Origin of the sequence: Ferrovibrio terrae, from assembly GCF_943371255.1 — a bacterium.
Lineage (GTDB): Bacteria > Pseudomonadota > Alphaproteobacteria > Ferrovibrionales > Ferrovibrionaceae > Ferrovibrio > Ferrovibrio terrae_B.
Genome location: NZ_CALRUC010000060.1, coordinates 1 through 26718, shown reverse-complemented (window position 1 = coordinate 26718; position 26718 = coordinate 1). Strand labels below are relative to the sequence as shown.

General features: G+C 64.1%; 27 protein-coding genes. 11 read left to right on the top strand and 16 right to left on the bottom strand.

The window, feature by feature from the left end; translation table 11 throughout:
* Together AAG799_RS13630 and AAG799_RS13625 are read left to right on the top strand one after the other, a co-directional pair.
* A partial coding sequence (locus AAG799_RS13630) for a penicillin-binding transpeptidase domain-containing protein (RefSeq protein ID WP_341896762.1) occupies positions 1-601 on the top strand: 601 nt, incomplete at its 5' end.
* On the top strand, positions 601-1626 hold the full coding sequence (locus tag AAG799_RS13625; protein ID WP_341896760.1) for an alpha/beta fold hydrolase: 1026 nt from the start codon (positions 601-603) through the stop codon (positions 1624-1626). The genes AAG799_RS13630 and AAG799_RS13625, both read left to right, overlap by 1 nt.
* On the opposite strand, the gene AAG799_RS13620 is transcribed toward AAG799_RS13625, so the two are convergent.
* Positions 1623-2837 (bottom strand): multidrug effflux MFS transporter, encoded by a 1215-nt coding sequence (locus AAG799_RS13620; protein WP_341896758.1) that lies wholly within the window; start codon positions 2835-2837, stop codon positions 1623-1625. The genes AAG799_RS13625 and AAG799_RS13620 overlap by 4 nt on opposite strands.
* 10 nt (positions 2838-2847) lie before the next feature.
* Positions 2848-3459 carry a SprT family zinc-dependent metalloprotease gene (locus AAG799_RS13615; protein WP_341896766.1) on the bottom strand — a complete coding sequence of 204 codons (612 nt, stop codon included), beginning with the start codon at positions 3457-3459 and terminating at the stop codon, positions 2848-2850.
* A 238-nt stretch (positions 3460-3697) separates the two neighbouring features.
* Here AAG799_RS13615 and ugpB point away from each other — a divergent pair, with 238 nt between their 5' ends.
* From ugpB to AAG799_RS13595, 4 genes are all read left to right on the top strand, one after another.
* A complete protein-coding gene (gene ugpB / locus AAG799_RS13610) occupies positions 3698-5050 on the top strand; it encodes a sn-glycerol-3-phosphate ABC transporter substrate-binding protein UgpB (RefSeq protein WP_341896756.1) in 1353 nt (450 codons plus the stop codon).
* Positions 5051-5123: 73 nt separating this feature from the next.
* A complete protein-coding gene (gene ugpA / locus AAG799_RS13605; protein ID WP_341896754.1) occupies positions 5124-6005 on the top strand; it encodes a sn-glycerol-3-phosphate ABC transporter permease UgpA in 882 nt (293 codons plus the stop codon).
* Positions 6005-6862 carry a sn-glycerol-3-phosphate ABC transporter permease UgpE gene (ugpE, locus tag AAG799_RS13600; protein WP_341896753.1) on the top strand — a complete coding sequence of 286 codons (858 nt, stop codon included), beginning with the start codon at positions 6005-6007 and terminating at the stop codon, positions 6860-6862. Before ugpA ends, ugpE begins: the two co-directional genes overlap by 1 nt.
* An 8-nt stretch (positions 6863-6870) precedes the next feature.
* The gene (locus AAG799_RS13595; protein ID WP_341896764.1) at positions 6871-7950 is read left to right on the top strand and encodes a sn-glycerol-3-phosphate import ATP-binding protein UgpC; all 1080 of its coding nucleotides are present in this window, start codon (positions 6871-6873) and stop codon (positions 7948-7950) included.
* Between the two features lie 34 nt (positions 7951-7984).
* Here AAG799_RS13595 and AAG799_RS13590 read toward each other — a convergent pair whose 3' ends face one another.
* Positions 7985-8398 carry a hypothetical protein gene (locus AAG799_RS13590; protein ID WP_341896751.1) on the bottom strand — a complete coding sequence of 138 codons (414 nt, stop codon included), beginning with the start codon at positions 8396-8398 and terminating at the stop codon, positions 7985-7987.
* Positions 8399-8517: 119 nt separating this feature from the next.
* On the opposite strand from AAG799_RS13590, the gene AAG799_RS13585 reads away from it, so the two are divergent.
* Both AAG799_RS13585 and AAG799_RS13580 read left to right on the top strand, forming a co-directional pair.
* Entirely contained in the window at positions 8518-9492 is a 975-nt protein-coding gene (locus AAG799_RS13585) for an NAD-dependent epimerase/dehydratase family protein (RefSeq protein WP_341896749.1), read from the top strand.
* A 10-nt stretch (positions 9493-9502) separates the two neighbouring features.
* On the top strand, positions 9503-10627 hold the full coding sequence (locus AAG799_RS13580) for a DegT/DnrJ/EryC1/StrS family aminotransferase (protein WP_341896747.1): 1125 nt from the start codon (positions 9503-9505) through the stop codon (positions 10625-10627).
* Here AAG799_RS13580 and AAG799_RS13575 read toward each other — a convergent pair whose 3' ends face one another.
* From AAG799_RS13575 to AAG799_RS13565, 3 genes are read right to left on the bottom strand one after another with little or no spacing between them, the layout of a single operon-like run.
* Complete coding sequence (locus tag AAG799_RS13575) at positions 10628-10963, bottom strand: EamA family transporter (protein WP_341896744.1); 336 nt, start codon at positions 10961-10963, stop codon at positions 10628-10630.
* On the bottom strand, positions 10960-11970 hold the full coding sequence (locus AAG799_RS13570; RefSeq protein ID WP_341896742.1) for a glycosyltransferase family 2 protein: 1011 nt from the start codon (positions 11968-11970) through the stop codon (positions 10960-10962). The genes AAG799_RS13575 and AAG799_RS13570 overlap by 4 nt, the downstream gene beginning before the upstream one ends.
* The gene (locus AAG799_RS13565; RefSeq protein ID WP_341896740.1) at positions 11967-12704 is read right to left on the bottom strand and encodes a class I SAM-dependent methyltransferase; all 738 of its coding nucleotides are present in this window, start codon (positions 12702-12704) and stop codon (positions 11967-11969) included. Before AAG799_RS13565 ends, AAG799_RS13570 begins: the two co-directional genes overlap by 4 nt.
* 94 nt (positions 12705-12798) lie before the next feature.
* Between AAG799_RS13565 and AAG799_RS13560 the strand changes: the two genes are divergently transcribed.
* On the top strand, positions 12799-14388 hold the full coding sequence (locus AAG799_RS13560) for a hypothetical protein (RefSeq protein WP_341896738.1): 1590 nt from the start codon (positions 12799-12801) through the stop codon (positions 14386-14388).
* A 30-nt stretch (positions 14389-14418) separates the two neighbouring features.
* On the opposite strand, the gene AAG799_RS13555 is transcribed toward AAG799_RS13560, so the two are convergent.
* Genes AAG799_RS13555 through AAG799_RS13525 form a run of 7 tightly spaced genes read right to left on the bottom strand, consistent with a single transcriptional unit; the run spans position 14419 to position 20427 of the window.
* Positions 14419-14790: an iron-sulfur cluster assembly accessory protein gene (locus AAG799_RS13555; RefSeq protein WP_341896735.1), complete on the bottom strand. Its 372-nt coding sequence runs from the start codon at positions 14788-14790 to the stop codon at positions 14419-14421.
* Positions 14790-15155, bottom strand: a complete 366-nt coding sequence (locus AAG799_RS13550) for an SUF system Fe-S cluster assembly protein (protein ID WP_341896733.1) — start codon at positions 15153-15155, stop codon at positions 14790-14792. Before AAG799_RS13550 ends, AAG799_RS13555 begins: the two co-directional genes overlap by 1 nt.
* On the bottom strand, positions 15155-16402 hold the full coding sequence (locus AAG799_RS13545; protein WP_341896732.1) for a cysteine desulfurase: 1248 nt from the start codon (positions 16400-16402) through the stop codon (positions 15155-15157). Before AAG799_RS13545 ends, AAG799_RS13550 begins: the two co-directional genes overlap by 1 nt.
* A complete protein-coding gene (gene sufD / locus AAG799_RS13540; RefSeq protein ID WP_341896730.1) occupies positions 16399-17703 on the bottom strand; it encodes a Fe-S cluster assembly protein SufD in 1305 nt (434 codons plus the stop codon). The genes AAG799_RS13545 and sufD overlap by 4 nt, the downstream gene beginning before the upstream one ends.
* Positions 17704-17713: 10 nt before the next feature.
* The gene (sufC, locus tag AAG799_RS13535) at positions 17714-18466 is read right to left on the bottom strand and encodes a Fe-S cluster assembly ATPase SufC (RefSeq protein WP_341896728.1); all 753 of its coding nucleotides are present in this window, start codon (positions 18464-18466) and stop codon (positions 17714-17716) included.
* Positions 18467-18483: 17 nt separating this feature from the next.
* On the bottom strand, positions 18484-19944 hold the full coding sequence (gene sufB, locus AAG799_RS13530) for a Fe-S cluster assembly protein SufB (RefSeq protein ID WP_341896727.1): 1461 nt from the start codon (positions 19942-19944) through the stop codon (positions 18484-18486).
* An 18-nt stretch (positions 19945-19962) separates the two neighbouring features.
* Positions 19963-20427 (bottom strand): SUF system Fe-S cluster assembly regulator, encoded by a 465-nt coding sequence (locus AAG799_RS13525; RefSeq protein ID WP_341896725.1) that lies wholly within the window; start codon positions 20425-20427, stop codon positions 19963-19965.
* 182 nt (positions 20428-20609) lie between these two features.
* Here AAG799_RS13525 and AAG799_RS13520 point away from each other — a divergent pair, with 182 nt between their 5' ends.
* Both AAG799_RS13520 and AAG799_RS13515 read left to right on the top strand, forming a co-directional pair.
* Positions 20610-22361, top strand: coding sequence for a tetratricopeptide repeat protein (locus AAG799_RS13520; protein ID WP_341896723.1), 1752 nt, complete (start codon positions 20610-20612; stop codon positions 22359-22361).
* A 5-nt stretch (positions 22362-22366) separates the two neighbouring features.
* The gene (locus AAG799_RS13515; protein ID WP_341896721.1) at positions 22367-22864 is read left to right on the top strand and encodes a flavin reductase family protein; all 498 of its coding nucleotides are present in this window, start codon (positions 22367-22369) and stop codon (positions 22862-22864) included.
* On the opposite strand, the gene AAG799_RS13510 is transcribed toward AAG799_RS13515, so the two are convergent.
* The 3 genes from AAG799_RS13510 to AAG799_RS13500 all read right to left on the bottom strand — a co-directional run.
* Positions 22861-23559 (bottom strand): hypothetical protein, encoded by a 699-nt coding sequence (locus AAG799_RS13510; protein WP_341896720.1) that lies wholly within the window; start codon positions 23557-23559, stop codon positions 22861-22863. The genes AAG799_RS13515 and AAG799_RS13510 overlap by 4 nt on opposite strands.
* A gap of 92 nt (positions 23560-23651) precedes the next feature.
* Complete coding sequence (locus AAG799_RS13505) at positions 23652-25904, bottom strand: hypothetical protein (protein WP_341896719.1); 2253 nt, start codon at positions 25902-25904, stop codon at positions 23652-23654.
* A gap of 67 nt (positions 25905-25971) precedes the next feature.
* On the bottom strand, positions 25972-26718 hold a 747-nt coding region (locus tag AAG799_RS13500; protein WP_341896718.1), incomplete at its 5' end, for a magnesium and cobalt transport protein CorA.

The window sequence follows — 26718 nt, the reverse complement described above, 5'->3', positions numbered from 1 at the left end:
TGCGGTACAGCCATACGGCGTGATCGAGATCCGCGATAATCAGAATACGGTGCTGTTCCGTCGCGATACCGGGGGGGCTTACGCGCATATGATCAACGGCGAAGTGCTGGGCGATCTCAACGATCTGCTGCGCGGCGTGGTCGAGCGCGGCACCGGCCGTGCGGCGCAGATCGGCCGCCCGGTGGCGGGCAAGACCGGCACCACGTCTGACTACCGCGATGCCTGGTTCATCGGCTACACGCCGGACCTGATTTCCGCGGTCTGGGTCGGCAACGACGACAACTCACCGACCAAGAAAGTCACGGGCTCGGGCCTGCCGGCGCAGATCTGGAAAAGTTTCATGGCCGATGCGCTGAAGGGTCGTCCGGTCAGCGAATTGCCGCAGCCGCCCAGCCGCAGTTTCAGCCTACCCTCGCTGTGGGACCGCATTGTCGGCAGCTTCGGCAGCAGCCCGGCACAAGCGCGCCAGCCGGCCGCCGTGCCGCCGCCGCCGCGCAGCGTGATCGAACCGGCCGCGCCGCCACCGAATCTTCCTGCTGCCCAGCCGCAAGCCGAACCGCAGATGATCTGGCAGGTCGGCCCGCAAGCGGTGCGCCAGTAATGCTGTGGCGGCTGGCGCTCCTGCTCTGCCTGTTCGGGATCGGCATGACCGATGCGCAGGCGGTTGACGGCGTGACCAACCAGCAGATCAGCTTCACCTCCAATGACGGCAGCGTGCTGGCCGGTACCCTGACCCTGCCGGCCGGTACCATCGAGAAGGTGCCGGCACTGGTGCTGCTGCAGGGCAGCGGACCGACCAACCGCGACGGCAACCAGCCGCCGGTGATGCGTACCGATCTGCTGCGCCAGATCGCCGAGGGCCTGGCACTGAAGGGCATTGCCACGCTGCGCTATGACAAGCGCGGCATGCATGCCAATGCCGGCGGCCTGCCGGGCAGCGACAAATACGCCAGCTATTTCGACTGGGATCGTTTCGTCGACGATGCCTATGCCGCCTATGCCTTCCTGCGCGCACAGCCGGGCGTCGACCTGCACAAGACCGGCCTGTTCGGCCATTCCGAGGGCGGCATGATCGCGCTCGACCTGAGCAACCGCCTGCAGGCCGGCGAAAAGCCCGCCGCGCTGATTCTCGCGGCAACCGCCGGCCGCCGCCTCGATGTCATCGTGCGCGAACAGCTCACCCGCCAGCTCGGCGCGCTCAAACCCAACGAGCGGCGCGCCTTCCTGGCCGAGAATGACCGCACGGTGCAGGCGATCCAGACCACCGGCAAGGTACCGGAAAAACTGCTGCCGGCACTGAACGGGCTTTACCCGCCCTATAGCGGCCCGTTCTGGCAGGCACAGCTCAAGCTCGACCCGGCCGACCTGGTGCAGCGCTATGCCGGGCCGGTGCTGCTGATACAGGGCGATGCCGATATCCAGATTTCATCCGAGCGCGATGCGCTGGCGCTGGATCGCGCGCTGCAGCAGCGCAGCAACGACGACCATGCGATGATCGTGCTGCCGCGCACCAGCCATAACCTGAAGCCGCTGCAGGGCGACAAGGATCCGGGTTACGAAGGCGAGATCGATCCGCAGCTGACCGGGCGGATCGCCACCTGGCTGCTCAGCAAGATGGTGCCTTAAACGCCTCTCGCCTGCTGGCGCCGCACGATCAGCAGATAGCTCAGCAGCGTGGCCAGCCCCATGGCGGCAATGGCGATGCTGAGCGGCAGGGCGGTTTCGTTCAGCGCATGACCGACGACGATGCCGCCGATGGCACCGAGCGTCATCTGGGTGAAACCCATCAGCGAGGCGGCAGCACCCGCCATCTGCGGAAACGGTTGTAAGGCACCGGCCTGGCCCTGCGGCATGGTGAGGCCGACGCCCATGGTGAACAGCATCATCGGTCCGATCAGGCTGAACCAGTGCCCACCGCCCGCCCCCCAGATCCAGAGCTGCAGCAGCACCATGCTGACACCGCCCAGCGCGCAGAGACCGGCGCCGAGAAACAGCATGCGGTCGACACCCAGCCGCCGCGTCAGCCGCACGCCGATGAAACCGCCGGCGATATAACCGACCACGATCAGCAGGAAGCAGTAGCCAAACGTCGTCTCGTCGATGCCGAAGGCCGTGCGCAGCGTAAACGATGATCCGGAGATGAAAGCGAACATGCCGCCATAGGAAAAGGCGACGCAGGCGACATAGCCGCGAAAGCCTCCATGACGCGCCAGCAGGGCGAAGTTGCGCAGCATCGGGCCGATGCGGGTGGCCAGCGGATTACGGCGCTGGTTGCTCTCGGGCAGAAACACCAGCACGCAGAGGCCGAACAGCGCGCCCGCCGTGGCCATGGCATAGAAATTCGCCTGCCAGCCGAACCAGCTGTGCAGATAGCCGCCCAGGATCGGTGCCACCGCCGGCGTCAGGCCGAGCACCATGGCCATGGTGGAGAGCGCATGGGCCGCGGCCGGGCCTTCATACAGGTCGCGCGCGATGGCACGGCCCAACACCACGCCGGCACAGGCGCCCAGCGCCTGGCCGAAGCGCCACAGGATCAGCCATTCGATGCTGGTGGCGAAGGCGCAGCCGATCGAGGCCAGGGTATAGATCACGACACCGACCAGCAGCACCGGCCGGCGGCCATAGCGGTCCGAGACCGGGCCGTAAACCAGCTGCATCACCGCGAAACCTGCAAGAAAGACGCTGAGCGTCAGCTGCACGGCCGCCACATCCGTGCCGAACAGCGTGACCAGCACCGGCAGCGAGGGCAGGTACATATCGGTGCTGAGCGGCCCGAGCGCGGTGGCACAGCCGAGCAGAAAGACCAGGGCTGATGAATCGCGTGACAGCGGCCGCATCACAGCCGGCTCAGCCGTGCAGATGCAGGGCAGCGCCGTGCCGGCGCAGCCAGATGCGGGCCGCGCGCAGCTCGCTGTCGCTGCCGAGCAGCCGGGCGCACAAGGTCCAGAACGCGGTGCTGTGATCCATGTGCTTCAGATGCGCCACTTCATGAGCGACGAGGTAGCGGCCAATGGCGGGCGGCGCCAGCAGCAGCCGCCATGAGAAGGACAGGTTGCCATGGGCGGAGCAGCTGCCCCAGCGGCTCTGGGTATCGCGCACGGTGACGCGACGAACCTGCACGCCGATGCCGGCCGCCATCTCGCGGGCGGTCTGGCCGAATTCCTCGCGGGCGCGGCGCTTGAGCCAGTCGCGCAGGCGGCGCGGCAGATGTTCGACCTGGCCGGTCACATGAATTTCATTGCGCTCGACCCAAACACCGCCGCGGGAGGCCGGGCGATGCCGGATTGTGTGCGGCGCACCATAAAGCGGCAACACCGCACCATCATGCCAGGGCTGGGATTCCGGCCGTTCTTCCTGTCGGGCCAAGATCCAGTCGACCTGTTCGGTGACGAATTGCTGCCCGGATTTCAGACTTGCCCGAGTCGGCAGCACAAGGACGACTGCCCCATCTCTGGGCATTACCCGCAACAGCATACGCCGGGCCCGGGAATCGCGCTTGACGAGAAACGGGAAGCTGAGCGCCCCGACGGTCAGACTGTCGGGGCCAATTTCCACAGCGGCAGAATAAGGCTTGGTCAACGCCCGTCCCTTGTCATATAACCGTAACAAATCTTACGTGCGAACGTCATCGTAGGAACCATAAAAAAAGTCGGCCACCCGACTCAGGGCGGATTTCTTTAGCACTGGAGACTGAACAATGAAATCGACAGGGAAACTCGCGCGCGCCGCGTTCGCGCTGCTGGCTGGCACTGCCATGGCCTTCAGCGCTGGCGGCGCCTTGGCGCAGGCCAAGGATAATCGCATCGAGCTGCAGTGGTGGCATGCGATGACTGGCGCCCTGAACGAGCGCGTCAATGAAGTGGCCGACGGGTTCAACAAGGGCCAGGACAAGTACAAGATCGTTGCCGTCAACAAGGGCAGCTATCCGGAAACCCTGACCGCCGCCATGGCGGCGTTCCGCGCCGGCAAGGGCCCGCATATCGTGCAGGTCTTCGAAGTCGGCACCGGCACGATGATGGCCTCGCGCGCCGCGATCAAGCCGGTGTATGAGCTGATGGCCCAGAACGGCTACAAGTTCGACCCGGGCTCCTATATCAGCTCGGTAACCGGCTATTACAGCACCTCGGACGGCAAGATGCTGTCCTATCCGTTCAACTCCTCCACGCCGGTGATGTACTACAATAAGGACGCCTTCCAGAAGGCGGGCCTTGATCCGAACCAGCCGCCGAAGACCTGGCAGGAATTCGAGCCGATGCTGAAGAAGCTGAAGGCTTCGGGCAGCACCTGCCCGTTCCAGACCAACTGGCAGACCTGGGTGCAGCTGGAGAATTTCTCCGCCCTGCATAACGTGCCGTTTGCCACCAAGTCGAACGGCTTCGATGGCTTCGACACCGAGCTGAAGTTCAACAGCCCGCTGCATGTCCGCCACATCACTCAGCTGCAGGCCTGGATGAAGGATGGCCTGATGGTCTATGGCGGCCGCAAGAACGAAGCGAATGCCAAGTTCGTGTCGGGCGAATGCGCCATCCACATGGAAAGCTCAGCCGGCTACGCGACCTTCGCGCGCGGCGCCAAGTTCAAGTGGGGCATCGCGATGCTGCCCTATTACAGCGACGTGCAGGGCGCGCCGCAGAACTCGATCATCGGCGGCGCCTCGCTGTGGGTGCTCGGCAAGCACAAGGCCGAAGAATACAAGGGCGTTGCCCAGTTCTTCGACTACCTGTCCTCGACCGAGAACCAGACCTGGTGGCACAAGAACACCGGCTATCTGCCGATCACCCCGATGTCCTATGAAGCCACCAAGCAGCAGGGCTTCTATGCGGCCAATCCGGGCACCGACACCTCGGTACAGCAGATGATGCTGAAGCCCCCGACCAACAACTCCAAGGGCCTGCGCCTGGGCAACTTCGTGCAGATCCGCGACGTGATGGACGAGGAGCTGGAAGCGGTCTGGTCGGGCAAGAAGTCGCCCAAGGAAGCCCTCGATACTGCCGTGGAGCGTGGCAACCGCCTGCTCCGCCAGTTCGAGCGCGACGCCAAGCGCTCGTAATGAGCTGATTCGGTCCTCTTAACGGAAGCCCGCGCCTTGACATTACAGGGCGCGGGCTTTTCTTTGGCCCCCCATGGAAAAACGAGTTGTCTTTCATAATCGCTATCTGCCCTATCTGCTGATCGCCCCGCAGATCGCGATTACCATTGTCTTCTTCTTCTGGCCGGCCAGTCAGGCGGTCGTGCAGTCCGTACTGCGCGAGGATGCCTTCGGCACCAGCAGCTATTTCGTCGGGATGGAGAATTTCATCATCCTGTTCGAGGACGAGTATTACCTCAATTCCTTCAAGATCACGGCGCTGTTCAGCACGCTGGTCACCACGATCGGCCTGTCGCTGTCGCTGCTGCTGGCCGTCACTGCCGACCGCCTGGTGCGCGGCACCACCGCCTACAAGACCTTGCTGATCTGGCCCTATGCCGTGGCGCCCGCCGTGGCCGGCGCGCTCTGGGGCTTCGTCTTCCTGCCCGGACCCGGCATCTTCGCCTGGCTGCTGCTGCAAGCCGGTGTCGACTGGAACTTCCACCTCAACGGCAACCAGGCGATGTTTGTCGTCGTGGTCGCCGCGACCTGGAAACAGATTTCCTACAATTTCCTCTTCTTCCTCGCCGGCCTGCAGTCGATCCCGAAATCGCTGATCGAGGCGGCTGCCATCGACGGTGCCGGCCCGATCCGCCGCTTCTGGACCATCGTGTTCCCGCTGCTGTCGCCCACCTTGTTCTTCCTTGTTGTCGTCAATGTGGTCTATGCCTTCTTCGAGACCTTCGGCGTGATCCATTCGCTGACCCGCGGCGGGCCGGCCAAGAGCACCGAAATCCTGGTCTACAAGGTGTGGTATGACGGCTTCGAGGCGCAGGATCTTGGCGGCTCGGCCGCGCAGTCGGTGATCCTGATGGCCATCGTGATCGGCCTGACCGTGATCCAGTTCCGTTACATCGAGCGCAAGGTTCACTACTGATGATCGAGCGCCGCCCCGTTGCCAATGCCTTTGGCCATCTGATGCTGGTGGCGATGATCATTATCGTCGCCTTCCCGATCTACCTGGCCATCATTGCCGCATCGCATACGATCCAGGATGTGTCGCAGACGCCGATGCCGCTGCTGCCCGGCGCCGAACTGCTGACCAACACCGCGCGTGCGCTGTTCGACGGCCCGCAGCTGGTGGGCGTCAGCGGCGCGACGCCGGCCATCGTACTGATGATGAACAGCCTGATCATGGCGATCGCGATTGCCGTGGGCAAGATCATCATCTCGCTGCTGTCGGCCTTTGCCATCGTCTATTTCCGCTTCCCGCTGAAGAATTTCTTCTTCTGGATGATCTTCATCACCCTGATGCTGCCGGTCGAAGTGCGCATCATCCCGACCTACAAGATCGTCGCCGATCTGGGGCTGCTGGATACCTATACCGGCCTGGTGCTGCCACTGATCGCGTCTGCCACCGCCACTTTCCTGTTCCGCCAGTTCTTCATGACCGTGCCGGACGAACTGGTGGAGGCCGCCCGCATCGACGGCGCCGGCCCCATGCGCTTCTTCTGGGATATCCTGGTGCCGCTGACCCGCACCAGCATCGCCGCCATGTTCGTGATCCAGTTCATCTACGGCTGGAACCAGTATCTGTGGCCGCTGCTAATCGCGTCGGACTACAAATACCAGACCATCGTGCTGGCCATCGGCCGTCTGATTCGCGCACCCGACGCCTTCTATGAATGGCCGGTGATCATGGGCATGGCCGTGCTGGCCCTGCTGCCGCCGGTGCTGGTCGTTGTGCTGATGCAGCGCTGGTTCGTCAAAGGTCTTGTTGAAACGGAAAAGTGAGCGCCCTCATGGCGAAGGTGACGCTGAAAAGCGTAAAAAAGAATTACGGCCCGGTGAAGGCCATCCACGGCGTCGACATGGAAATCAAGGATGGCGAGTTCATCGTCATCGTCGGCCCATCCGGCTGCGGCAAGTCCACCCTGTTACGCATGATCGCCGGCCTGGAAGCCATCAGCGAAGGCGAGATCGTGATCGGCGACCGTGTGGTCAATGATATCGAACCGGCCGACCGCGATATTGCCATGGTGTTCCAGAATTACGCGCTCTATCCGCATATGAGCGTGTACCAGAACATGTCCTACGGCCTGCGCATTCGCGGCATGGACAAGGCCGACATCGAGAAGCGCGTGCAGCGCGCCGCCGAAATCCTGCAGCTGCAGCCCTATCTGCAGCGCAAGCCGCGCGAACTATCCGGCGGCCAGCGCCAGCGCGTCGCCATGGGCCGCGCCATCGTGCGCGAACCCAGCGTTTTCCTGTTCGACGAGCCGCTCAGCAACCTGGATGCCAAACTGCGCGTGCAGATGCGCCTGGAAATCAAACGCCTGCACCAGCAGCTTGGCGTCACCTCGATCTACGTCACCCATGACCAGGTCGAGGCGATGACGCTGGCCGACCGCCTGGTGGTGATGAACCAGGGCCGTGCCGACCAGGTCGGCTCACCCTTCGATGTCTATGGCAAGCCCGCCACCACCTACGTCGGCGGCTTCATCGGCTCGCCGGCGATGAATTTCCTGAAATGCCGGGTCGAGACCGGCAATGGCGGCCCCAAGGCGGTGCTGGCCGATGGCACCACCCTGATGCTGCCCGCCGAATGGACTCCGCCCGCCGGCACCTACACGCTTGGCATCCGCCCGGAAACCATGCGCATCGCCCGCCCCGGCGAAACCGTGCAACTCGTCCTCAGCGTCGATGTGGCCGAGGAACTGGGTGCGGATACCCTCCTGCATGGCAAGCTTGGCGGCGAAGACCTGGTCGCACGCGTGCCCAGCCATGCCGGCTTCCACGACAACTCCAAGCCCGGCCTGGTCGTGGACATTGCCCGCGCGCATCTGTTCGATCCCGAAAGCGGCATGCGGATCATGCTGTAAGCCGGCCAGGCGGCGCCGGCCAGGTAGAGCTGATCTAGTAGAGCTGAATCGTCCCGAGATAGGAGCCTGAAGCGTTCAGGTTCGGTCGCGCTTCCTCGGCCGTGCGACTCAATGCGGCGCAGCTGTAGGTCAGCCGCACCGGCGCCGTCAGCGAGCAGGAATACAGGTCGGTCTGGTTGTAATACTGCTGCGGGTCGGCACAGTGCTTCTGGACCAGGGCGCGGATTTGCTCCGGCTTGTGGCTCAGCCTGTTGTAGCAGAGCGAGAAAAACGGCCGGCCGGTCCTTGCGTCGTTGCTGACGGGCAGCAGGCCAATATCGAATTTGCCGGCATCGCCGGGCAGCGCACGGCCCAGCATGTAAGGCTCACCACCCACGACGCCGCACCCGCCGAGCAGAAGCAGCAGGCCAGCAAGGCCGGGCCGCGAGAATGTCAGTGTCTTGCCCATGGCGGTACTTTGCCGCGCCCTGTTCGTCACGGCAAGCCCGGCCCTGACAAAACCGCCCCATTTCGGGCATAATTGCCTGCAGGAATGGCCGGACAGGCCAAAGCAGTCTTGGAGATGTGATGTCGTGGCGCGGCAAGTCGGTGATCGTCACCGGCGGTATGGGTTTCATCGGGTCCAACCTGGTTCGTCGCCTGGTCGACTCTGGCGCCGCTGTTACGGTGATCGACCGCATGCTGGCGCAGTATGGCGCCAACCCCTTCAATCTCTCGGGCCTGCAGCTGCCTGAGCTGATCGAAGCCGATATCGGGGCCGAGGCCGCGATCTTCGAGGCGATCGGCCGCGCCCAGGTGATCTTCAATTTCGCCGGCCAGACCTCGCATATGGATTCGATGAAGCAGCCGCTGGAAGACCTGCGGCTGAATCAGGAGGCCAACCTGCGTTTCCTCGAGCTGGTGCGCCGGGTCAATCCGCAGGTGCGCCTGATCTTCAGCTCGACCCGGCAGTTCTACGGCCCGCCGAAATACCTGCCGGTCGACGAGAAGCATCCGATCGCACCGCCCGATATCAACGGCATCCATAAATATGCCGCGGAGTCCTATCACATGCTCTATGCCCGGGTGCATGGCATGCGCACCACTGCGCTGCGCCTGACCAATGTATTCGGCCCGCGCATGCGCATCCGCGATGCCAAGCAGACCTTCCTCGGCATCTGGATCCGCCATGTCATCGAAAACAGTCGCTTCGAGGTCTGGGGTGGCGAACAGAAGCGCGATTTCACCTATGTCGAGGACATGGTGGATGCGGCGCTGGTTGCCGCCGAGACCGAGGGCACCATCGGCGAGATCTACAATATCGGCGGCTGCCCGCCGATGTCGCTGCTGGAACTCGCCGAACTGCTGATCAAAATCGGCGGCAGCGGCGGCTTCGACCTCAAGGAATTCCCCGCCGACCGCAAGAAGATCGATATCGGCGACTATGTGGCCGACGACACTGCCTTCCGCGCCGCCACCGGCTGGCAGCCGCGCACCGCGCTCGCCGATGGGCTGCAAAAGACCCTCGACTTCTATCGCGCCAACGGATCGCATTACCTGTGAGACAGATACGATGATTCCGCAGACCAATCCCAAAGCCGCCTATCTGGCCCAGCGCGAGGCCATCGATGCCGCGATCCGCCGCGTGCTGGAGACCGGCTGGTATATCCAGGGCGAGGAAGTGGCCGCCTTCGAGCGCGACTTCGCCGCTTACACCGGCAGCGCCCATGCCGTGGCCTGCGCCAGCGGCACCGATGCGCTGATCCTGGCGCTGCGCGGGCTTGGCATCGGGCCGGGTGATGCGGTGATCACCGTATCGCATACCGCCGTGGCCACCGTGGCCGCCATCGAGCTCGCCGGCGCCACCCCGGTGCTGGTGGATACCGACGAACACTGGACCATGGCGCCTGCGGCGCTGGAGGCCGTGCTGAAGGCCTGGCCGGCCGGCGCGCCGAAGCCCAAGGCAGTGATCCCGGTGCATCTCTATGGCCAGCCTGCGGCAATGGACGAGATCGCAGGGATTGCCGAGCGCCACGGCCTGATCCTGCTGGAAGACAATGCCCAGGCCCATGGCGCCACATTGGGCGGCCGCATGGTCGGCCGCTGGGGCAAGGCGGCGGCCTACAGTCTGTATCCGACCAAGAATCTGGGCGCCATCGGCGATGGCGGCATCATCACCACCGACGACGCCGGCGTGGCCGAAACCCTGCGGGCGTTGCGCGAATACGGCTGGCGCGAGCGCTATATCAGCGCCATCGCCGGCATGAACAGCCGCCTCGATCCGCTACAGGCCGCGATTCTGCGTGTGAAGCTGACCGCGCTGCCCGCAGACACCGAGCGCCGCCGCGCCATTGCCGCGCGCTACACGGCGGGGCTGGCCGGATTGCCGGGCCTCGGCCTGCCGAAAATCCGCGCCAATGCTGCGCCGGTCTATCATCTCTATGTCGTCGATGCCGGCACGCGCCGCGACGAATTGCAGGCCCGGCTGAAGACGGCCGGCGTCGGCACCCTGATCCATTATCCGGTGCCGGTGCATCTGCAGCCGGCCTATCTGGGTAAGATCGCGCTGGGACCCGGCGGCCTGCCCAACACGGAGCGGGCGGCGAAAAGCGTGCTGAGCCTGCCGCTGTTCCCGCAACTACCCGATGCCGATGTCGATAGCGTGATTGCCGCGGTGAAGGCGGCCTGGACGGCCTGATTACGCCGTTCGCGCGATCAGGAAGACGCCGACGCAGACCAGCGCGATGCCGGCCAGTTTGGACGGCGTGAGCGCCTCGCCATACAGCCAGAAGCCGAGCAGCGCGACCAGCACATACGAAAGCGACACGCTGGGAAAGGCGATCGAGACCGGGATCTTGCGCAGGGCGTACATGTAGCAGAGCGCGGCGGCGAAATAGAGGCCGAGGCCGATGATCGACTGCGGCGCCAGAAACTGCTGCAGCAGGGTTTCGCCGCTGGCGCCGGATTTCAGCAGAATCTGCCCGGCAACGCCGAGCAGCACACCGACACCCAGCGCGACATAGAACCAGGTCATGGCTGCTGCTCCACCGGCAGGGCTCGCGCGTTGCGCTCGACATCGCGCACGACAAACTGCGGCTTGCGGTTGACAGTAAGGAACAGCCGGCCGAGATACTCGCCGACCAGGCCAAGCATGATGAGCTGTACGCCGGCGAGCAGCAGGATCGCCGCCATCACCGAGGCATAACCCTGTGGCGTGCGGCCGCTGATCGCCTCGACCAGGATCACCAGGAAGGCCAGCAGACCCAGTGCAGCCATGACAAAGCCGACCAGCGTGCCGATGCGCAGCGGCATCACCGAGAAATTCAGGAACATTGACATGAACAGCCGCACCAGGCGGCGGATCGTGTAGTTGCTGCGCCCCTCGGCGCGCGCCAGATGCTGCACCTGCAGCCGGCCGATATTCTGCGTCACCTGCATGATCAGGCCATCCACATAGGGGAACGGCCCGGTATGGATCAGGATGGTGCGGGCGACGAAAGCACTCATGCAGCGGAAGCTGGAAAGGTACAGCCCCTTGGGCTTGTCGAGCAGATGATCCGCACACCAGTTGGTGAAGCGGCTGCCGAGATTACGCCAGGCCGCATGCTGCTTGTCGGCATAGTAGGTATAGACGACGTCAAAGGCGTTATCCTTGGCATAGCGCCACAGCCGCACCACTTCCTCTGGCGGGTTCTGCAGGTCGTCGTCCATGTTGATGATATAGGCACCGCGAGCATGGCTGAGGCCTGCCATCACAGCATTATGCTCGCCGAAATTGCGCGCCAGATTGACCACCGTCAGGGCCACGGCATTCTTGCGACACAGCTCGCGGCAAACCTCCAGCGAATTGTCCGGGCTGCAGTCGTTGACCAGCACGATCTCCAGCCCGCCGGGCACCTCCAGCTGGGCCAGCGCCTCGACCAGGGTGGGCACGCTGGTGGCGCCGTTATAGACCGGTACGACAATGGAGAGGGCAAAGAGCGGCTGGGGCGCCAGCGTGGTATCGGTCATGGTTTCGCCGGGCATGGTCTGCGGCCTCATGGTTTTCTTGCCTCGATCCAGACCGAGCCGCCGAATGGCAGCCGCAGTCCAGCGCGGTCGAGTTGCCGTTCCAGCGCCGTGACGGCGAAGAACAGCCGGTCCTGCCAGGCTGGAAACGGCCGCACATCGCTGCTTTCATTGCTGGCGCTGCGGGCCATCAGCCGGTGCAGCAGCATTAGCGGAAACAGCAGGCTGTTCCAATAGCTGCCCGCCACCGCCGTAAATCCGGCAGCCGCCACCCGCGCCCGCGCCTGCCCGGCCGTGTAGCGACGGGCGTTATGGACATGGGCATCGTGGGCCGACGCCATCCACTGGTAGGCCGGCAGGTTGAGCAGCAGCCGGCCACCCGGCTTCAGGCAGCGGTGGAACTCGGCCAGGGCGGCTGCCTCGTCCACGCCGGCATGGCACAGCACATCGTTGCTCACCACCACATCGAAGGTGCCATCCGCGTAGGGCATGGCATTGACCGAGCCGACCTGGATGGCAAGGCCGGTCTTCTCCCGGGCCACGGCAGCCGCCTCGGCATCGAATTCCAGGCCCTGCAGCAGGAGGCCGGCGCGCATGGCAGACAAACGGACCAGCAGGCCGCCGGTGCCGCAGCCGGCATCCAGCAGCCTGGCCCCGGCCGGCAGTCCGAGCCGCTGCAGCCGGGCCTGCATGCGGGCATGCAGGGCGCGATACCACCACATGGTCGCCTCCAACATCGCCATCCGGTGGTATTCAACCCGTTCCATGCGCGCTTACCGGTTTTCCATTTGATTTCTATGTAAGCGAATGATTTACCAAGGCGACCCTAGGTTAGGCCAGTCCAGATTGCCAACAACCGAGATGAACAAGCCCCTCAGCCCTCAGGATACCGCGCTGCGCCGCGGATGGGACTGGCCGCGCCTGCTGCACGGCCTGGTGCTGGCCGTCTGTACCCTCTGGCTGGTGGGCTATTTCTTTCCCCCCATCAATCACGACACCGCGGTTCTGCTCTATATTTCCAAGGCCTGGCTGGCGGGCAGCCGGCTCTATGTCGATGCCATCGATATCAACACCCCGCTGGTCTTCGTCGTCCATCTGCTGCCCGAGGCGATCGCCAGGCTGACCGGCATCCAGGGCACCACCATTCTGGTCGCCCTGCTCGGCCTGGGCATTGCCGGCTCGTTCATCACCTGCCGCAAGGTGCTGGCGGCCAGCCTCGACCCCGCCCATGCCACGGCCGATGCCCTGCTGCCGCTGCTGCTGCTGTTCCTGCTGATCGTCTATCCCAACAACATGTTTGCGCAGCGCGAGCATATGATGCTGGTGCTGGCGATGCCCTATCTGCTGGTGGCCAGCGGGCGCGCCGATGGCGAGCAGCTGTCGACACGGCTGAAGATCGCCACCGGCATCATGGCCGGCATCGGCTTTGCGATGAAACCGTATTTCCTCGGCATCCCGCTGTTCGTCGAACTCTATGTCGCCAGCCAGCTGACCCTGCGCCGCAGTCTGGCCGATCCCTCGCCCTGGGCGGTTTTTGCCATCTGCGTCGCCCATGCCCTGTTTGCCATCATCGTCACGCCGGAATATTTCACCATCGCCCTGCCGCTGGCGCGCGCCTTCTACAGCGAAGTCAGCCAGTGGAGCATGATCGACCTGGCGATCAGCGCCAATCTCGGCCCACCCACCTTCATCCTGCCGCTGCTCGGCATCACCGCTTTCGTGGCGGTGCGCTCGCATATGGCGCGCGTCATTTTCCTCGCCGGCGTCGGCGGCCTGGTCTCGGGTTATGCCCAGGGCAAGGGCTGGCCCTACCATGCCCTGCCGGCCCAAGCCTTCACCCTGCTGCTGGCCGGCGTGATCATCGCCCATGTGATGGACCACGTGGTCTGGCCCAAGCGCAGCGACACCCGCCCGGCCAGGCTGTTTGCCGCGGCCCTGATGCTGCTGGTGTTCTATCAGGAGGGCCTGCACAGCCGGCCCTTCTTCAAGCAGCTGGAATACAAGGGATCAGACCTGCAGCGGCTGATGCATGTTGTGAAGCAGGAGGCGCGCAACGACAGGATGCTGGTGCTGTCGCCCGGAATCTATCCGCATTTCCCGCTGCTGAACTATCTCAACATGAAGATGACAATGCGGTTCGAGAGCATGTGGCTGCTGCAGGGCGCCTATTCCGGCTGCCAGGAATTCGCACCGCTCTACAATTCACCGGACACGATGAGCCGGGCCGAGGAATTCGTCTTCCGCAGCGTGGCCGAGGATTTCTACAAAAAGAAGCCATCGCTTCTGATCGTCGACAACGTGCCCGGCATTCCGCGCTGCCAGGGCGAAGCCTTCAATTATCTGGATTATTTCTCGCGCAATCCGCTGTTTGCCAAGCGTTTCGAGGATTACGACCGCGCGCTCGACCTGGATCGCTATACAATCTACCGGCGGCGCGACGGCCTCAAGTGAGGCGTCGCGCCTGCTAGCGGCAAATCCTGCTTAAACGTGGAAGCTTTCGCCGCAGCCGCAGCGGCCTTTTTCATTGGGATTGCGGAACACGAAGCCGGATTGCAGCTTGTCTTCCTCCCAGTCGATCTCGGTGCCGAAGATATACATCTGCGCCTTGGCCTCGATCAGGACGGTCACGCCCTTGTCCTCGACCACCTCGTCGAATTTTTCCTTCTCGGTGGCATACTGGATGTCGTAGGAGAAGCCCGAGCAGCCCTTGGTCTTGATGGCGATGCGCAGGCCAAGCACGGGCTTGTCAGACTGCGCGATCAGCGTGCGCACGCGTTCCGCCGCGGCATCGGTCAGCGTGACCGGCTTGAAAGCCGGCCGGGCCGTTGCTGTCGTGGTTTCGGTCGTCGACATCACATCACACCCAGTTCAAGCCGGGCCGCCTCGGACATATGCTCCGGGCCCCACGGCGGATCCCACACCACATCGACGGTCACCTCGCCGACTCCGGCCAGGGAGCGGGCCTTCTGCTCCACCTCGGCAGGCATCGACTGGGCGGCCGGACAGTTCGGCGAGGTCAGCGTCATGTCGATCTGGACATCCCGCGCCTCGTTCACCTCGACACTGTATATAAGGCCCAATTCGTAAATGTTAACCGGTATTTCGGGGTCGAAAACGGTCTTGATCGCCTCGATCACCTGCTCGCGCAGTTCATCGGGGGTCCCGGCCGCCTGATTCTGGCCCGTTTCCGCGTTGTTTTCCGTGCCTGACGTCGACATCAGCCGAAAATCTCCCTGACCCGCCGCAGACCGGCGCATAGCGCATCGATCTCGGCCCGCGTGTTGTACATCCCGAAACTGGCACGCACCGTGGCCGGCACGCCGAAGCGCTCCATCAGCGGATGGGCGCAATGCTGGCCAACCCGCACCGCGATACCTTCGCGATCCAGGATAGTGCCGATATCGTGCGGGTGAATGCCCTCCAGCACGAAAGATATCACCCCGGCCTTGTGCTCGGCCGTGCCGATGATGCGCAGCGAGTTGATCGCCGACAGCTTTTCCATCGCATAGGCCGTCAGGTCGGCCTCATGGGTGGCAATCGCCTCCAGCCCGATGGACTGCACATAGTCGATGGCGGCACCCAGTCCCACGGCCTCGACGAAAGCCGGCGTGCCGGCCTCGAAGCGGTGCGGGATGTCGTTGTACTCGGTCTTCTCGAAGCTGACCGACAGGATCATGTCGCCACCGCCCTGCCAGGGCGGCATACCTTCCAGGATCTCGGCCTTGGCATAGAGCACGCCGATGCCGGTGGGGCCATAAAGCTTGTGCCCAGTGAAGACGTAGAAGTCGGCATCCAGCGCCTTCACATCCACCGGCATATGCTGCACGGCCTGGCTGCCGTCGATTAGCACCTTGACGCCCTTGTCATGGGCGATGCGGATCACATCGGCCACCGGCAGGATGGTGCCCAGCGTGTTGGAGACATGCGCCAGCGCGATCAGCTTCGTCTTCGGGCCGATCAGTTTGACAAACTCGTCCCAGATCAGCTCGCCGCGATCGTTGATCGGCGCCACTTTCAGCACGACGCCATAGCGCTCGCCCAGGATCTGCCAGGGCACGATATTGGCGTGATGCTCCAGATGGGTGATCAGTACCTCGTCGCCGGCCTTCAGATTCTTCCAGCCCCAGCTATGGGCCACCAGGTTGATCGCCTCGGTGGCGTTGCGGGTGAAGACAACCTCACGGACATCCCGGGTGCCGATGAAATGCGCGATCTTCTCGCGCGCCTTTTCATAAGCATCGGTCGCCTGCTGGCTCAGGGCATAGATACCGCGATGCACATTGGCGTAGGTGTGCTCGTACATCTGCGTCATCGCGTCGATCACCGCGCGCGGCTTCTGCGCACTGGCACCGCTGTCGAGGAAGACCAGCGGCTTGCCATAGACCTTCTCCGACAGGATCGGGAAATCGGCGCGGATGCGTTCGATATCGAAACCCGTCTGCTTGGTCTTCGGAAGCGCGCTCATGCGGCAACTCCCTTTTCGGCCAGCCAGGCTTCGACAAAGCCCTCGACATGGTCGCGCAGCGCGCCTTCGGGCACCGCCGATACCACTTCATGGGCAAAGCCGCTGAGCAGCAGGCGACGCGCCTCATGGGCCGGGATGCCGCGCGCCTGCATGTAGAACATCTGCTGCGCATCGACATCGCCGATGGACGCACCATGGCTGCACTTCACGTCGTCGGCGAGGATTTCCAGTTCCGGCTTGGTGTCGATCTGGGCACGGTCGGCCAGCAGCAGGGTGCGGCTCAGTTGCTGCGCATCGGTCTTCTGCGCATGGGGGGCAACCCGGATGCCGCCCTGGAACACCGCATGGCCTTCGTCATCCACCACATGCTTGAACAGCTGGTTGCTGCGGCATTCGGGCACCGCATGATGCAGGAACAGCGTGTGATCGAGATGCGCCTTGCCGCGCGCCAGCACCAGGCCCTGGATATCGGCCGTGGCATTGCTGCCGGCGAAGGCGACATGCAGTTCGTGGCGGGCCAGCGCCGCACCGGCCTGCACCGAGACATGGGCATAATGCGCGCCGGCGCCAATGGAAACACGGCCCAGCGCGGCGTGATAGGCCTCAGGATTCTCGCCCTGCAGCCGGATATGAGTCAGCCGGGCGCCCTCGCCCACGGCGACACGGGCAAACACATTGCTCCAGCCCGGCTGCGCAATACCCCCATCGCGGTAGCTTTCCAGCACCGTCGCCTGCGCATGGCGGCCGAGCCGGATCAGGTGGCGAAGGTTGACCAGTGCCGGCGTACCGAAGTTCAGAATCTCGACCGGACGGTCCAGCTGCACGCCATCGTCCAGCAGCAGCACCACGCCATCGCTGGCCAGTGCCGCATTCAGTTCGCTCAACGAGACCGTGCGATCATCGCCGGCCGCAACCAGCGCGTCCTGCACCGCGTCGCCGGCCTGGCTGAGCGGCAGCAGGGTGGCGCCCTTCGGCAGGGCGCCGATCATCGAGGCAGCCGCATCGAAGCGGCCATTGACGAAAACCAGCCGATGGCTGTCGGCGGTCAGCGCGGCGGCCTTCAGGCGGGCGGCATCGATGCCGCCATCATTGGCCGGCAGCGACCAGCTCTGGCGCTCCAGCGCATTGAGCCCGGTGAATTTCCAGCTTTCCAGCTTGTGGTTCGGCAGGCCGAGGCGGCGGAAAGCCTCCAGTGCGGCATCGCGGCGCGCGGCCACGGCCGGGGTTTTCGCACCCGGCAGGCTGCTGGCCGCGGCGCGATAGGCACCGGCGAGCTGTTCGACAAAGGGCAAGGCGGACATCGCTCAGACCTCAGGCCGCATCGGCAGCAATGACATCGGCATAGCCCTTGGCCTCGAGTTCGAGTGCCAGCTCCTTGCCGCCGGTCTTGATGATGCGGCCGCCGGCCAGCACATGCACCACATCGGGCACGATGTAATCGAGCAGGCGCTGGTAATGCGTGATGACGAGCGCCGAACGCTCCGGGCTGCGCAGCGCATTGACGCCCTCGGCCACGATCTTCAGCGCATCGATATCCAGGCCGGAATCGGTTTCATCCAGAATGGCCAGCGTGGGCTCCAGCATCAGCATCTGGAATACTTCGTTGCGTTTCTTTTCGCCGCCCGAGAAGCCCATGTTGACGGCGCGCTGCAGGAATTTTTCATCCATCTGCAGCTGCTTCATCTTGGCCTTGGCGGTCTTGAGGAAGGTCATGGCGTCCATGTCGGCCAGGCCCTTGTGCTTGCGCACGGCATTCACCGCCGAGCGCAGGAAGGTGGCATTGGCGACGCCGGGAATTTCCACCGGATACTGGAAGGCAAGGAACAGGCCCTCGCGGGCGCGCTCTTCCGGCTCCAGACCGAGCAGGCTGCGGCCGTTGAACAGGATATCGCCCTGGGTGACCTCATAGCCGTCGCGGCCGGCCAGCACATAGGACAGCGTCGACTTGCCCGAGCCGTTCGGGCCCATGATGGCATGCACTTCGCCGGGATTGATCGTCAGGTTGATGCCGCGGAGGATGTCCTTGCCATCAACGGTGGCGTGCAGGTTCTTGATCTCAAGCATGGGGCAATCCTTAAACCTTAACCGACCGAGCCTTCGAGGCTGACACCAAGCAGCTTCTGGGCTTCGACCGCGAATTCCATCGGCAGCTTCTGCAGCACTTCCTTGCAGAAACCGTTGACGATGGTGGATACCGCGTCTTCTTCCGACAGGCCGCGCTGGCGGCAGTAGAATAGCTGGTCGTCGGAGATGCGCGAGGTGGTGGCTTCATGCTCGACCTTGGCCGAGCGGTTCTTCACTTCGATATAGGGCACGGTATGGCCGCCGCAGCGGTCGCCGATCAGCAGGCTGTCGCATTGCGAATAGTTGCGTGCACCCGCCGCACCCGGCATCACCCGCACCAGGCCGCGATAGGTGTTCTGCGCCCGGCCGGCCGAGATGCCCTTGGAGATGATCGTGGACTTGGTGTTCTTGCCCATATGGATCATCTTGGTGCCGGTATCGGCCTGCTGGGCATTGTTGGCGACGGCGACCGAATAGAACTCGCCGACGCTGTCATCGCCCTGCAGGATCACCGAGGGGTATTTCCAGGTGATGGCCGAACCGGTTTCCACCTGGGTCCAGCTGATCTTGGACCGCGCGCCGCGGCAGGCGCCGCGCTTGGTAACGAAATTGTAGATGCCGCCCTTGCCGTTCTTGTCGCCCGGATACCAGTTCTGCACCGTGGCGTAGCGGATTTCCGCGTCTTCCATGCAGACCAGCTCGACCACGGCGGCATGCAGCTGATTCTCGTCGCGCATCGGCGCCGTGCAGCCTTCGAGATAGGACACATAGGCGCCCTTATCGCAGATCAGCAGAGTGCGCTCGAACTGGCCGGTCTTGGCCTCGTTGATGCGGAAATAGGTGGACAGCTCCATCGGACAGCGCACGCCCGGCGGCACATAGACGAAGGAGCCATCGGAGAAGACCGCAGAATTCAGCGTGGCATAGAAGTTGTCGGTGACCGGCACGACCGAGCCGAGATACTTCTGCACCAGCTCGGGATGCTCGCGCACCGCTTCCGACATCGAGCAGAAGATGATGCCCATGTCCTTCAGCTTGCCCTTGAAGGTGGTGGCAACCGAGACGCTGTCAAACACGGCATCCACCGCCACGCCGGCGAGGATCTCGCGTTCCTTCAGCGGGATGCCGAGCTTCTCATAGGTTGCCAGCAGCTCGGGATCGACCTCGTCCAGGCTCTTCAGCGTCTTCTTCTTCGGTGCGGAATAATAATGGATGTCCTGGAAATCGATTTCCGGGTAGCTGACCTTGGCCCAGCCGGGCTCGCCCTTTTCCTTGGCCATGCGCAGCCAGGCCTTATAGGCACGCAGGCGCCAGTCCAGCATCCATTGCGGCTCTTCCTTCTTGGCCGAGATGAAGCGGACGGTGTCTTCGCTCAGGCCCTTGGGCAGCAGCTCGGATTCGATGTCGGTGACGAAACCATACTTGTAGTCGCCGGCCAGGCCTTCGACGGTTTCGATGGTTTGGGCATTGGCAGCCATGGGGCAGTGGCTCCGGGTTTAAGCGTTGGGCGCCGGCGCATCGGCGCGCGGCGGCAGGGGGCCGAGGAAATCGAAGGCGGGCCGCGACAGCTCGGCCAGCGTCACGCCTTCCAGCGCGCTGCGGATCGCCGTGTTGATGCGGTTGATGCCGCGCCGCGAGACACAGAGGTTTTCGCGGTCGCAGGCGCTGGGCTGGTGATGGTCGGAGCACTGGGTCAGCGCGATCGGGCCATCCAGCGCCGTGATGATCGAGGCGACCGTGATCTGCTCCGGCGTGGCGGCGAGGCGATAGCCGCCATGGGCGCCGCGATGCGACACCAGCAGGCCGTTCTTCGCCAGCTTGGCCATGATCTTGGCAACCGTGGGCCCCGGCAGCCCGGTGGCCTGGGCGGCATCGGCGGCATTATACACGCCGGCCGGATCGGCAGCGGCGTGGGCCATGACCATGACGCCATAATCGGCCAGGCGGCTCAGGCGCAACATGTTGCAAATCCTTCGCAATTAGCAATCCGGACCAGTTCGGTCCGATTGGACGGCGGCAAATAAGACCAATTTGGTCTTGATTGCAAGATGATTTCGGATCGCCGGAAGTCAAGCCGGTTAAACCGGGTCTTAAGGGGTTGGGGCGCAATGGTTAATATTGGGGTCGAATCGAGGATAGTGGCGTGAATCGGAAGCAGCGGCGGGCACAGGAAAAGATGGGCGGGAAACAGCCGGCAGGCGGGGCTGCGGCCCAGGCCCAGGCTCCGACCCCGGCGGCAGCGGCGATTCCGCTCACCATCCCCACGCCGTCCCTCGAGGTGCAGCGCGAGGCCAACAGGTTCAACGACCAAGCCCTGCAGGCCCATGGCGCCGGTCGCAGCGACGAGGCGCTCAGCCTGCTGCGCATGGCGATCACGCTCAATCCGGGCCAGCCGCTGTACCACAACAATCTGGGCGAACTGCTGCGTCTGCAGGGTCATACCGATCTGGCCATGGCCAGCCTGGACGAGGCGATCCGGCTCAATCCCAATTATGCCGAAGCCCGCAGCAACCGCGGCAACCTGCTGCGCCAGCTCGGCCGCGGCGAGGAAGCCATCACGGAATATCGCGCGGCACTGAAACTGAAACCCGACTATGCCGATGCGATGAGCAATCTGGGTGCGGTGTTGATCGACCGGCAGGACTTTGCCGGTGCCGCCGAGGCATTGAAGAAAGCTGCCAGGCTCAATCCAGACATGGGCATGATCCATCGTAATCTCGGCCTGGCGCTGACCGGTCTGCAGGACATGGCTGGCGCCGAAACCGCCTACAAGGCGAGCCTGACCGCGAAATACAAACCGCCCGGTGATGCCGCCGAGGTCTGCCTGCTGCTCGGCGACATCGCGCGGCTGCGCAACGATCTCGATACCGCAAGGCAGTGGTACGAGCGCGGCTGGAACGAGCGGCCGGGCTATGGCGAGGCGCACAATCGCTATGCCGTGTCGCTGATGGTGGATGGCCGCTACCGCGAGGCCTGGCCGCATTTCGAGGCGCGCTGGAGCCTGGCCGACACCGATGTCGACAAACGGCCCTTCACCCAGCCCTTCTGGAAGGGCGAGGCATTGGCGCCGGGCCAGAATCTGCTGCTGTTCACCGAGCAGGGCGTGGGTGAGTCGCTGGTGCTATGGAGCCTGCTGCCCGAACTGCTGGCGCGCGGCATCACACCGATTGTGGAATGCGATCCGCGCATGATCCCGATCCTGGAACGCAGCTTCCCCGGCATCGAAGCCTATGGCCGCGCCAATCCGCCGCATCCCCGCTTCAGCGCGCCGGACCTGGCGATGCAGGCCACCCTGTTCGATCTCGCCCGCGTCTTCCGCCAGTCGCCGGCCGACTGCACCGGCGCCCTGCCGATCCGCGCCGATATCGCCCGCACCGCGGCCCTGCGCAAGCAGTATCTGGCTGGCAACGATACACCACTGATCGGCATTGCCTGGCACAGCGCAAGCCCGAAGCTGGGTGCGCCGAAATCGGCCCTGCTGACGGATCTGGCACCATTCCTCAGCCTGCCCGGCCTGCGCTTCGTCGACCTGCAATACGGCGACCGCGCCGATGACCGCGCGACCCTGAAGCAGGCCCATAACGTGGATGTGATCGCCGACCCGGCCATCGACCAGATGAAGGATCTGGATGCCTTTGCCGCCCAGGTGGCTGCGATGGACATGGTGGTCTCGACCAGCAATACCACCGCGCATATGGCGGCCGCGCTGGGCAAACCGACGCTGGTGCTGCTGCATCACGGCATCTCGCCGCACTGGTACTGGACCCGCAATGGCGATACCACGCCCTGGTACCCGACCACCCGCCTGCTGCGTCAACCTGCCGCCGGCAACTGGCACAGCCTGGCCGAAACCGTGGCAACGGAATTGAAGCTGCGCTTCCCCTCCGCTAAATGAAGAGGATGGACAACAGCCTCAACGCCACCTTCCGGGCCGCCATGCGACGCATGGCCGCCACCGTGACGGTGATTTCCACCACGGCCGAGAATGGCTCGCGCCACGGCATGACCGCCACCGCCGTCACCTCGGTCTCGGCCGATCCGCCAGCGGTGCTGGCCTGCGTCAACCGCTCGGCCGCGCTGCATGCCCAGCTCGGCCTTGGCCGCCGGCTCTGCATCAACCTCCTGCATTGCAGCCAGCAGCGCCTGTCGGAAGTCTTTGCCGGCGCCCTGGAAGGCGAGATCCGCTTCACCGAGGGTGACTGGCTGAGCAATGGCGAGGGCGTGCCCTATCTTGCCGATGCCCAGGCAAATATTTTCTGCGAGGTCGAGGCGCTGCATGCCTATGGCACACATTCGGTCTGCATCAGCCGGGTGACCCATGCGGTGTGTCGCCCCGATGTGGCGCCGCTGGTCTACCAGGATGGCACCTACATGTGCACGGGGCCGCTGACGCCCTAGGTGTAAAGCGCGACCGTTTTGATCAGGCGGCGAAACTCATTCACCACCTGACGTTCGACCTTTTCGTTCAGCGCCACGGTGCTTTTCAGCTTGCGTGGTCGCAGCGGCACAATGGATGCCCGCGGCGTTGCCGCCATGACGGCGGGGCGCGGCTGGGGGCGCAGGATCGGTTGCGGCGCCGGCGCACGGCGCGGCAGTGCCATCACCTTGGCGGCCGGTCGCGCCGCCAGCGGTGCGAGCTTCAGCTTGGGATGCTCCTTGAAGCCTGCCGAGGCATAGACCGCGACATGGGCGCGGCCATCATGCTCTTCCTCGATCAGCAACAGCGTGGGAAAGCGCGCCGCCAGCAGGGCAAAGGTTTCATCGGGCAGGAAAGACGGCTCGGGGATCGCACACCAGCGGCGCTGCGCCTCGAAACCAAGCGGCCGGTTATGGGCGCGATAGAGGCGGCCGAGATTGTCGGCGAACCCCGGATCCTTGTGGAACACCAGGACGATCTGGCGATGCAGGTCGTTGGGGCTGTGGCGCCGGCAGACCAGCAGGGCCAGTTCGTCGGGCCGCGCGCCCAGGGCCGCGGCGGCGCCGAAGAATCCGAGTACGGTGCCCGCAGCGCGGACATCCTGGGTCAGGAAACCCAGACGATCGGCATGGCGCAGCGTGCCGATGGGATTGAAGAAGCGCGGGTTAAGGGTCATAGCCTGTCTCTGGGCAATATCTTAGCCGCCTCCCGGCCCAGAGTCTTGCCCCGCCTTGGTTAATCAAGCCCCCCTAATCAACTCTTAACGGATCAGCCCCAGTTGAGCAGCCGGGCCCACCAGCCATAGCGCCAGCCTGCAATGGCGATGCCGGCCAGCACGCCGAGCAGCAGATACAGACCCCAGGGCTGTGGCTTCTCGGCATAGGGATCGGTCAGCGCCCGCTCGGAGCCGGGCGGCAGCTTGGCCAGATGCGTGAGGCTGCCGCCGAAGGGGATGTTGATCAGCGCACGCGCATTCACCGCCCAGCCATTGGCATCCAGCAGCGGGCCGAGGTTGCGCTGCCGCAGCTTCATCGCCGCGATGATCATCGACGGACCCGAGACAAGCAGCACGGCACCGATCACGGCGAGCGGAATCTGCCACCAGGCCAGATTGAGGAAGCCGGTGACGACGGAGGCAAGCGCCGTGCCGATGGCGCCGATCGCCAGGCCGATGGCGGCGAAGATACCGGCGAACTTGCCGACATCGAAGGCCTGCTGCTGGGCAGCGGGTGTTGGCGGAGCGGGCTGCCCGGCAATCGCCTGGCTGCCGGTCTGCAGCAACTGCGTGGTCATCTGCTGTTCGTTCGCCTTGGAGCGTGCCGTGGCAAATTTCTCGATCTGCTCGCCGGTGAATTTGCCAACCTTCTTGAATGGCAGCCAGAAGGCCTCGCCGATCGAGATCGGGTGACTCACGATCTTTGTAATCACCGCATCCCAGTCATTGCCGTCATGATCATAAAACACGCCATTGCGGCCCACCATCAACTGGTCGGCATCACCGGCGGTGACGGCGGCGGCAATCACCAGCTTCTCACCCGTGGGTTTGCCATCGGGACCGCGCCGCGTGCACTCGCAATACAGCAGATAGATGCGGCTGAGCGCGGCCAGCGTCGCATGCTTGGCCGGGTCTTCCACAGCGATGCACAGATCGCAGGAACGGCCGTCGATATACAGGGTGCCGACCTGGAAGATCGCCCGGCCGCGCCGGGTGTAGAAATCCTTGAAGGCGACAAAGTTGTTGAGCAGCGGCACCAGATCGCGCACATAGCGGGCCAGCGTCTCGACCGAGGCGATGGCTTCGAACTCCGGCGCCAGCGCCGTATCGGCGGCGATCAGGACATTGATCTTCTGCTGCACATTGTTCTGCTTGATTGCACGCAGGCGGGTGATGCCCAGCGGCTCGACCAGAATGCCGGCCTTGCGCTTGAGCCAGTCCATCGCCGGCGCCAGCCGCGCCTGCATATCGCGCCAGTCGGCCTCGCTCAGCGTATCGCGGCCACCACCCAGCAACGGCATGACTGCGGCGTCGCGCAGCAGTGCCACTTCCACCGACCAGGCCGGATTGATTCCCGCCATTGTGATGCCCCGGCCCAGCGGCAATGGCCGTTCGGCCGCGACGCGCGCCAGCGGGAAGGCAGAGACTGCCGCCGCGCCGGCCGACAGATCCGTGTCGGCAATCGCGGCGAAATCCTTGTCATCGGCATTGAGTGCGACGCCGGCCACCGGATCGAAGGCGGCCAGCCGGCAGCGGAAGAAATAGTCATCCAGCTTGGCCGAGAGCTTCTGTGCCGCCTCAACCGCCGGCAACGTGCCCTCGCCCAGCGGCAGGATCTCGGGCTTGGCGAGCGCCTCGTCCCACCAGGCAAGATAGGCATCGAGTGCTGCAAAGAAGGTGTCGGCTTCGTCCTGGCCGATGCCGGCCTCGCCACCGCGATCGGGCTTCTGCCCCACCAGCTTCATGATCTCGGCCATCACGCCGGCCGTTTCGGCATCCGCTCCGGCCGCCGATGGCGGCACAATGCCGTCGCCGTTCAGCTGTGTCTTGCCGAAGATGCGGCTGACATCGGCCGCTTCGGCCGGACTGATCGCAGCGAGATCGGCCTTGCCGATATTGGTGAGAATGCGCCTGGCCGAGGCGAGGATGCGGGCGCCTTCCTCATGGCGGTCATTGATCAGGCTGAGCGGCAGCTCGCCATGGCCGGCGAACAGGGCATCGGGATCGCGCACCATGCGGCAGGTCCAGTTCACGGCAGCCAGCAGCTCCGGCGCGCGAATCCGGCCATCCTTGTCGGCATCGATCAGTTCGAGCGTGCGACGGTCGAAATCGATGCCCTTGGTCGGGCAGCTGAGGGCCAGCCAGAGCTTCTGGTCGAGCTGGGAGAGATGTTTGAGGTCTTCGCCGGTTTCCAGCCGCAGCTGGTCGAAGCCGCCGGCGCGGAAAAACCGCCAGCGGTGCGGGTTCTGCTGCTGCGGGCGCACAGCAGTCTGTGTCCCGGTCGGATCGGTCTGGACCTCGGCCATGGAGCCCTCCCCGGCATTCAATGGAACTACAGGATATAACTCGATATTCCGGCTGCCAATGGGCGGTTCACAACCAACCGCTGCGACGGAAGCGCCAGTACAGCAGGCCGCAGAGGGTCGCGATCCCCCCTAGCACCAGCGGGTAGCCATAGATCCAGTGCAGTTCCGGCATATGGTCGAAATTCATGCCGTAGATGCCGGCGACGGCGGTCGGCACCGCCAGTATCGCGGCCCAGGCCGCCAGCTGGCGTACCACGTCATTCTGTCGGGTATTGGCGAGGAGGATTTCAGCTTCGAAAGCTGCAGCCGCCGCATCACGCAGATCGGTGATGGCTTCGGCGACCCGCTGCACGTGATCATGCACGTCGGCGAAATACGGCCGGATCTCCGCCGGCATCAGTGCCTGATCCAATCGGCTGAGACGATTGCTCACCTCCAGCAGCGGCAACACCGTGCCGCGCATGCCCAGCAGCTGGCGGCGCAGGTGATACAGCCGTTCGATGGTCTTGCGATCGAAGGTTTCATCCAGCACATGCGTTTCGATTTCGGTCAGTTCGGCCTGAATGTCGTCAATGACTGGAAAGAAATTATCAGTCACGAAGTCCATGATCGCATGCAGTGCCGCCGCCTCGCCAAGCTTCAGCATGTCCGGTTTGCTTTCCAGCCGGCTGCGGACTTCGGCATAGGAAGACGACGCGCCATGCCGGACCGAAATCACATACCCCTTGCCGACAAAGATATGTGTCTCACCGTATTCCGGCGCGCCCTCGACCAGCCGCACTGTGCGCAGCACAACGAACAGACTGTCGCCATA

Excerpts from the sequence above, each read along its gene's own strand:
- AAG799_RS13625 (WP_341896760.1), top strand. The coding sequence starts at position 601 with ATGCTGTGGCGGCTGGCGCTCCTGCTCTGCCTGTTCGGGATCGGCATG.
- AAG799_RS13620 (WP_341896758.1), bottom strand. The coding sequence starts at position 2,837 with ATGCGGCCGCTGTCACGCGATTCATCAGCCCTGGTCTTTCTGCTCGGC.
- AAG799_RS13615 (WP_341896766.1), bottom strand. The coding sequence starts at position 3,459 with ATGCCCAGAGATGGGGCAGTCGTCCTTGTGCTGCCGACTCGGGCAAGT.
- ugpB (WP_341896756.1), top strand. The coding sequence starts at position 3,698 with ATGAAATCGACAGGGAAACTCGCGCGCGCCGCGTTCGCGCTGCTGGCT.
- ugpA (WP_341896754.1), top strand. The coding sequence starts at position 5,124 with ATGGAAAAACGAGTTGTCTTTCATAATCGCTATCTGCCCTATCTGCTG.
- ugpE (WP_341896753.1), top strand. The coding sequence starts at position 6,005 with ATGATCGAGCGCCGCCCCGTTGCCAATGCCTTTGGCCATCTGATGCTG.
- AAG799_RS13595 (WP_341896764.1), top strand. The coding sequence starts at position 6,871 with ATGGCGAAGGTGACGCTGAAAAGCGTAAAAAAGAATTACGGCCCGGTG.
- AAG799_RS13590 (WP_341896751.1), bottom strand. The coding sequence starts at position 8,398 with ATGGGCAAGACACTGACATTCTCGCGGCCCGGCCTTGCTGGCCTGCTG.
- AAG799_RS13585 (WP_341896749.1), top strand. The coding sequence starts at position 8,518 with ATGTCGTGGCGCGGCAAGTCGGTGATCGTCACCGGCGGTATGGGTTTC.
- AAG799_RS13580 (WP_341896747.1), top strand. The coding sequence starts at position 9,503 with ATGATTCCGCAGACCAATCCCAAAGCCGCCTATCTGGCCCAGCGCGAG.
- AAG799_RS13575 (WP_341896744.1), bottom strand. The coding sequence starts at position 10,963 with ATGACCTGGTTCTATGTCGCGCTGGGTGTCGGTGTGCTGCTCGGCGTT.
- AAG799_RS13570 (WP_341896742.1), bottom strand. The coding sequence starts at position 11,970 with ATGAGGCCGCAGACCATGCCCGGCGAAACCATGACCGATACCACGCTG.
- AAG799_RS13565 (WP_341896740.1), bottom strand. The coding sequence starts at position 12,704 with ATGGAACGGGTTGAATACCACCGGATGGCGATGTTGGAGGCGACCATG.
- AAG799_RS13560 (WP_341896738.1), top strand. The coding sequence starts at position 12,799 with ATGAACAAGCCCCTCAGCCCTCAGGATACCGCGCTGCGCCGCGGATGG.
- AAG799_RS13555 (WP_341896735.1), bottom strand. The coding sequence starts at position 14,790 with ATGTCGACGACCGAAACCACGACAGCAACGGCCCGGCCGGCTTTCAAG.
- AAG799_RS13550 (WP_341896733.1), bottom strand. The coding sequence starts at position 15,155 with ATGTCGACGTCAGGCACGGAAAACAACGCGGAAACGGGCCAGAATCAG.
- AAG799_RS13545 (WP_341896732.1), bottom strand. The coding sequence starts at position 16,402 with ATGAGCGCGCTTCCGAAGACCAAGCAGACGGGTTTCGATATCGAACGC.
- sufD (WP_341896730.1), bottom strand. The coding sequence starts at position 17,703 with ATGTCCGCCTTGCCCTTTGTCGAACAGCTCGCCGGTGCCTATCGCGCC.
- sufC (WP_341896728.1), bottom strand. The coding sequence starts at position 18,466 with ATGCTTGAGATCAAGAACCTGCACGCCACCGTTGATGGCAAGGACATC.
- sufB (WP_341896727.1), bottom strand. The coding sequence starts at position 19,944 with ATGGCTGCCAATGCCCAAACCATCGAAACCGTCGAAGGCCTGGCCGGC.
- AAG799_RS13525 (WP_341896725.1), bottom strand. The coding sequence starts at position 20,427 with ATGTTGCGCCTGAGCCGCCTGGCCGATTATGGCGTCATGGTCATGGCC.
- AAG799_RS13515 (WP_341896721.1), top strand. The coding sequence starts at position 22,367 with ATGGACAACAGCCTCAACGCCACCTTCCGGGCCGCCATGCGACGCATG.
- AAG799_RS13510 (WP_341896720.1), bottom strand. The coding sequence starts at position 23,559 with ATGACCCTTAACCCGCGCTTCTTCAATCCCATCGGCACGCTGCGCCAT.
- AAG799_RS13505 (WP_341896719.1), bottom strand. The coding sequence starts at position 25,904 with ATGGCCGAGGTCCAGACCGATCCGACCGGGACACAGACTGCTGTGCGC.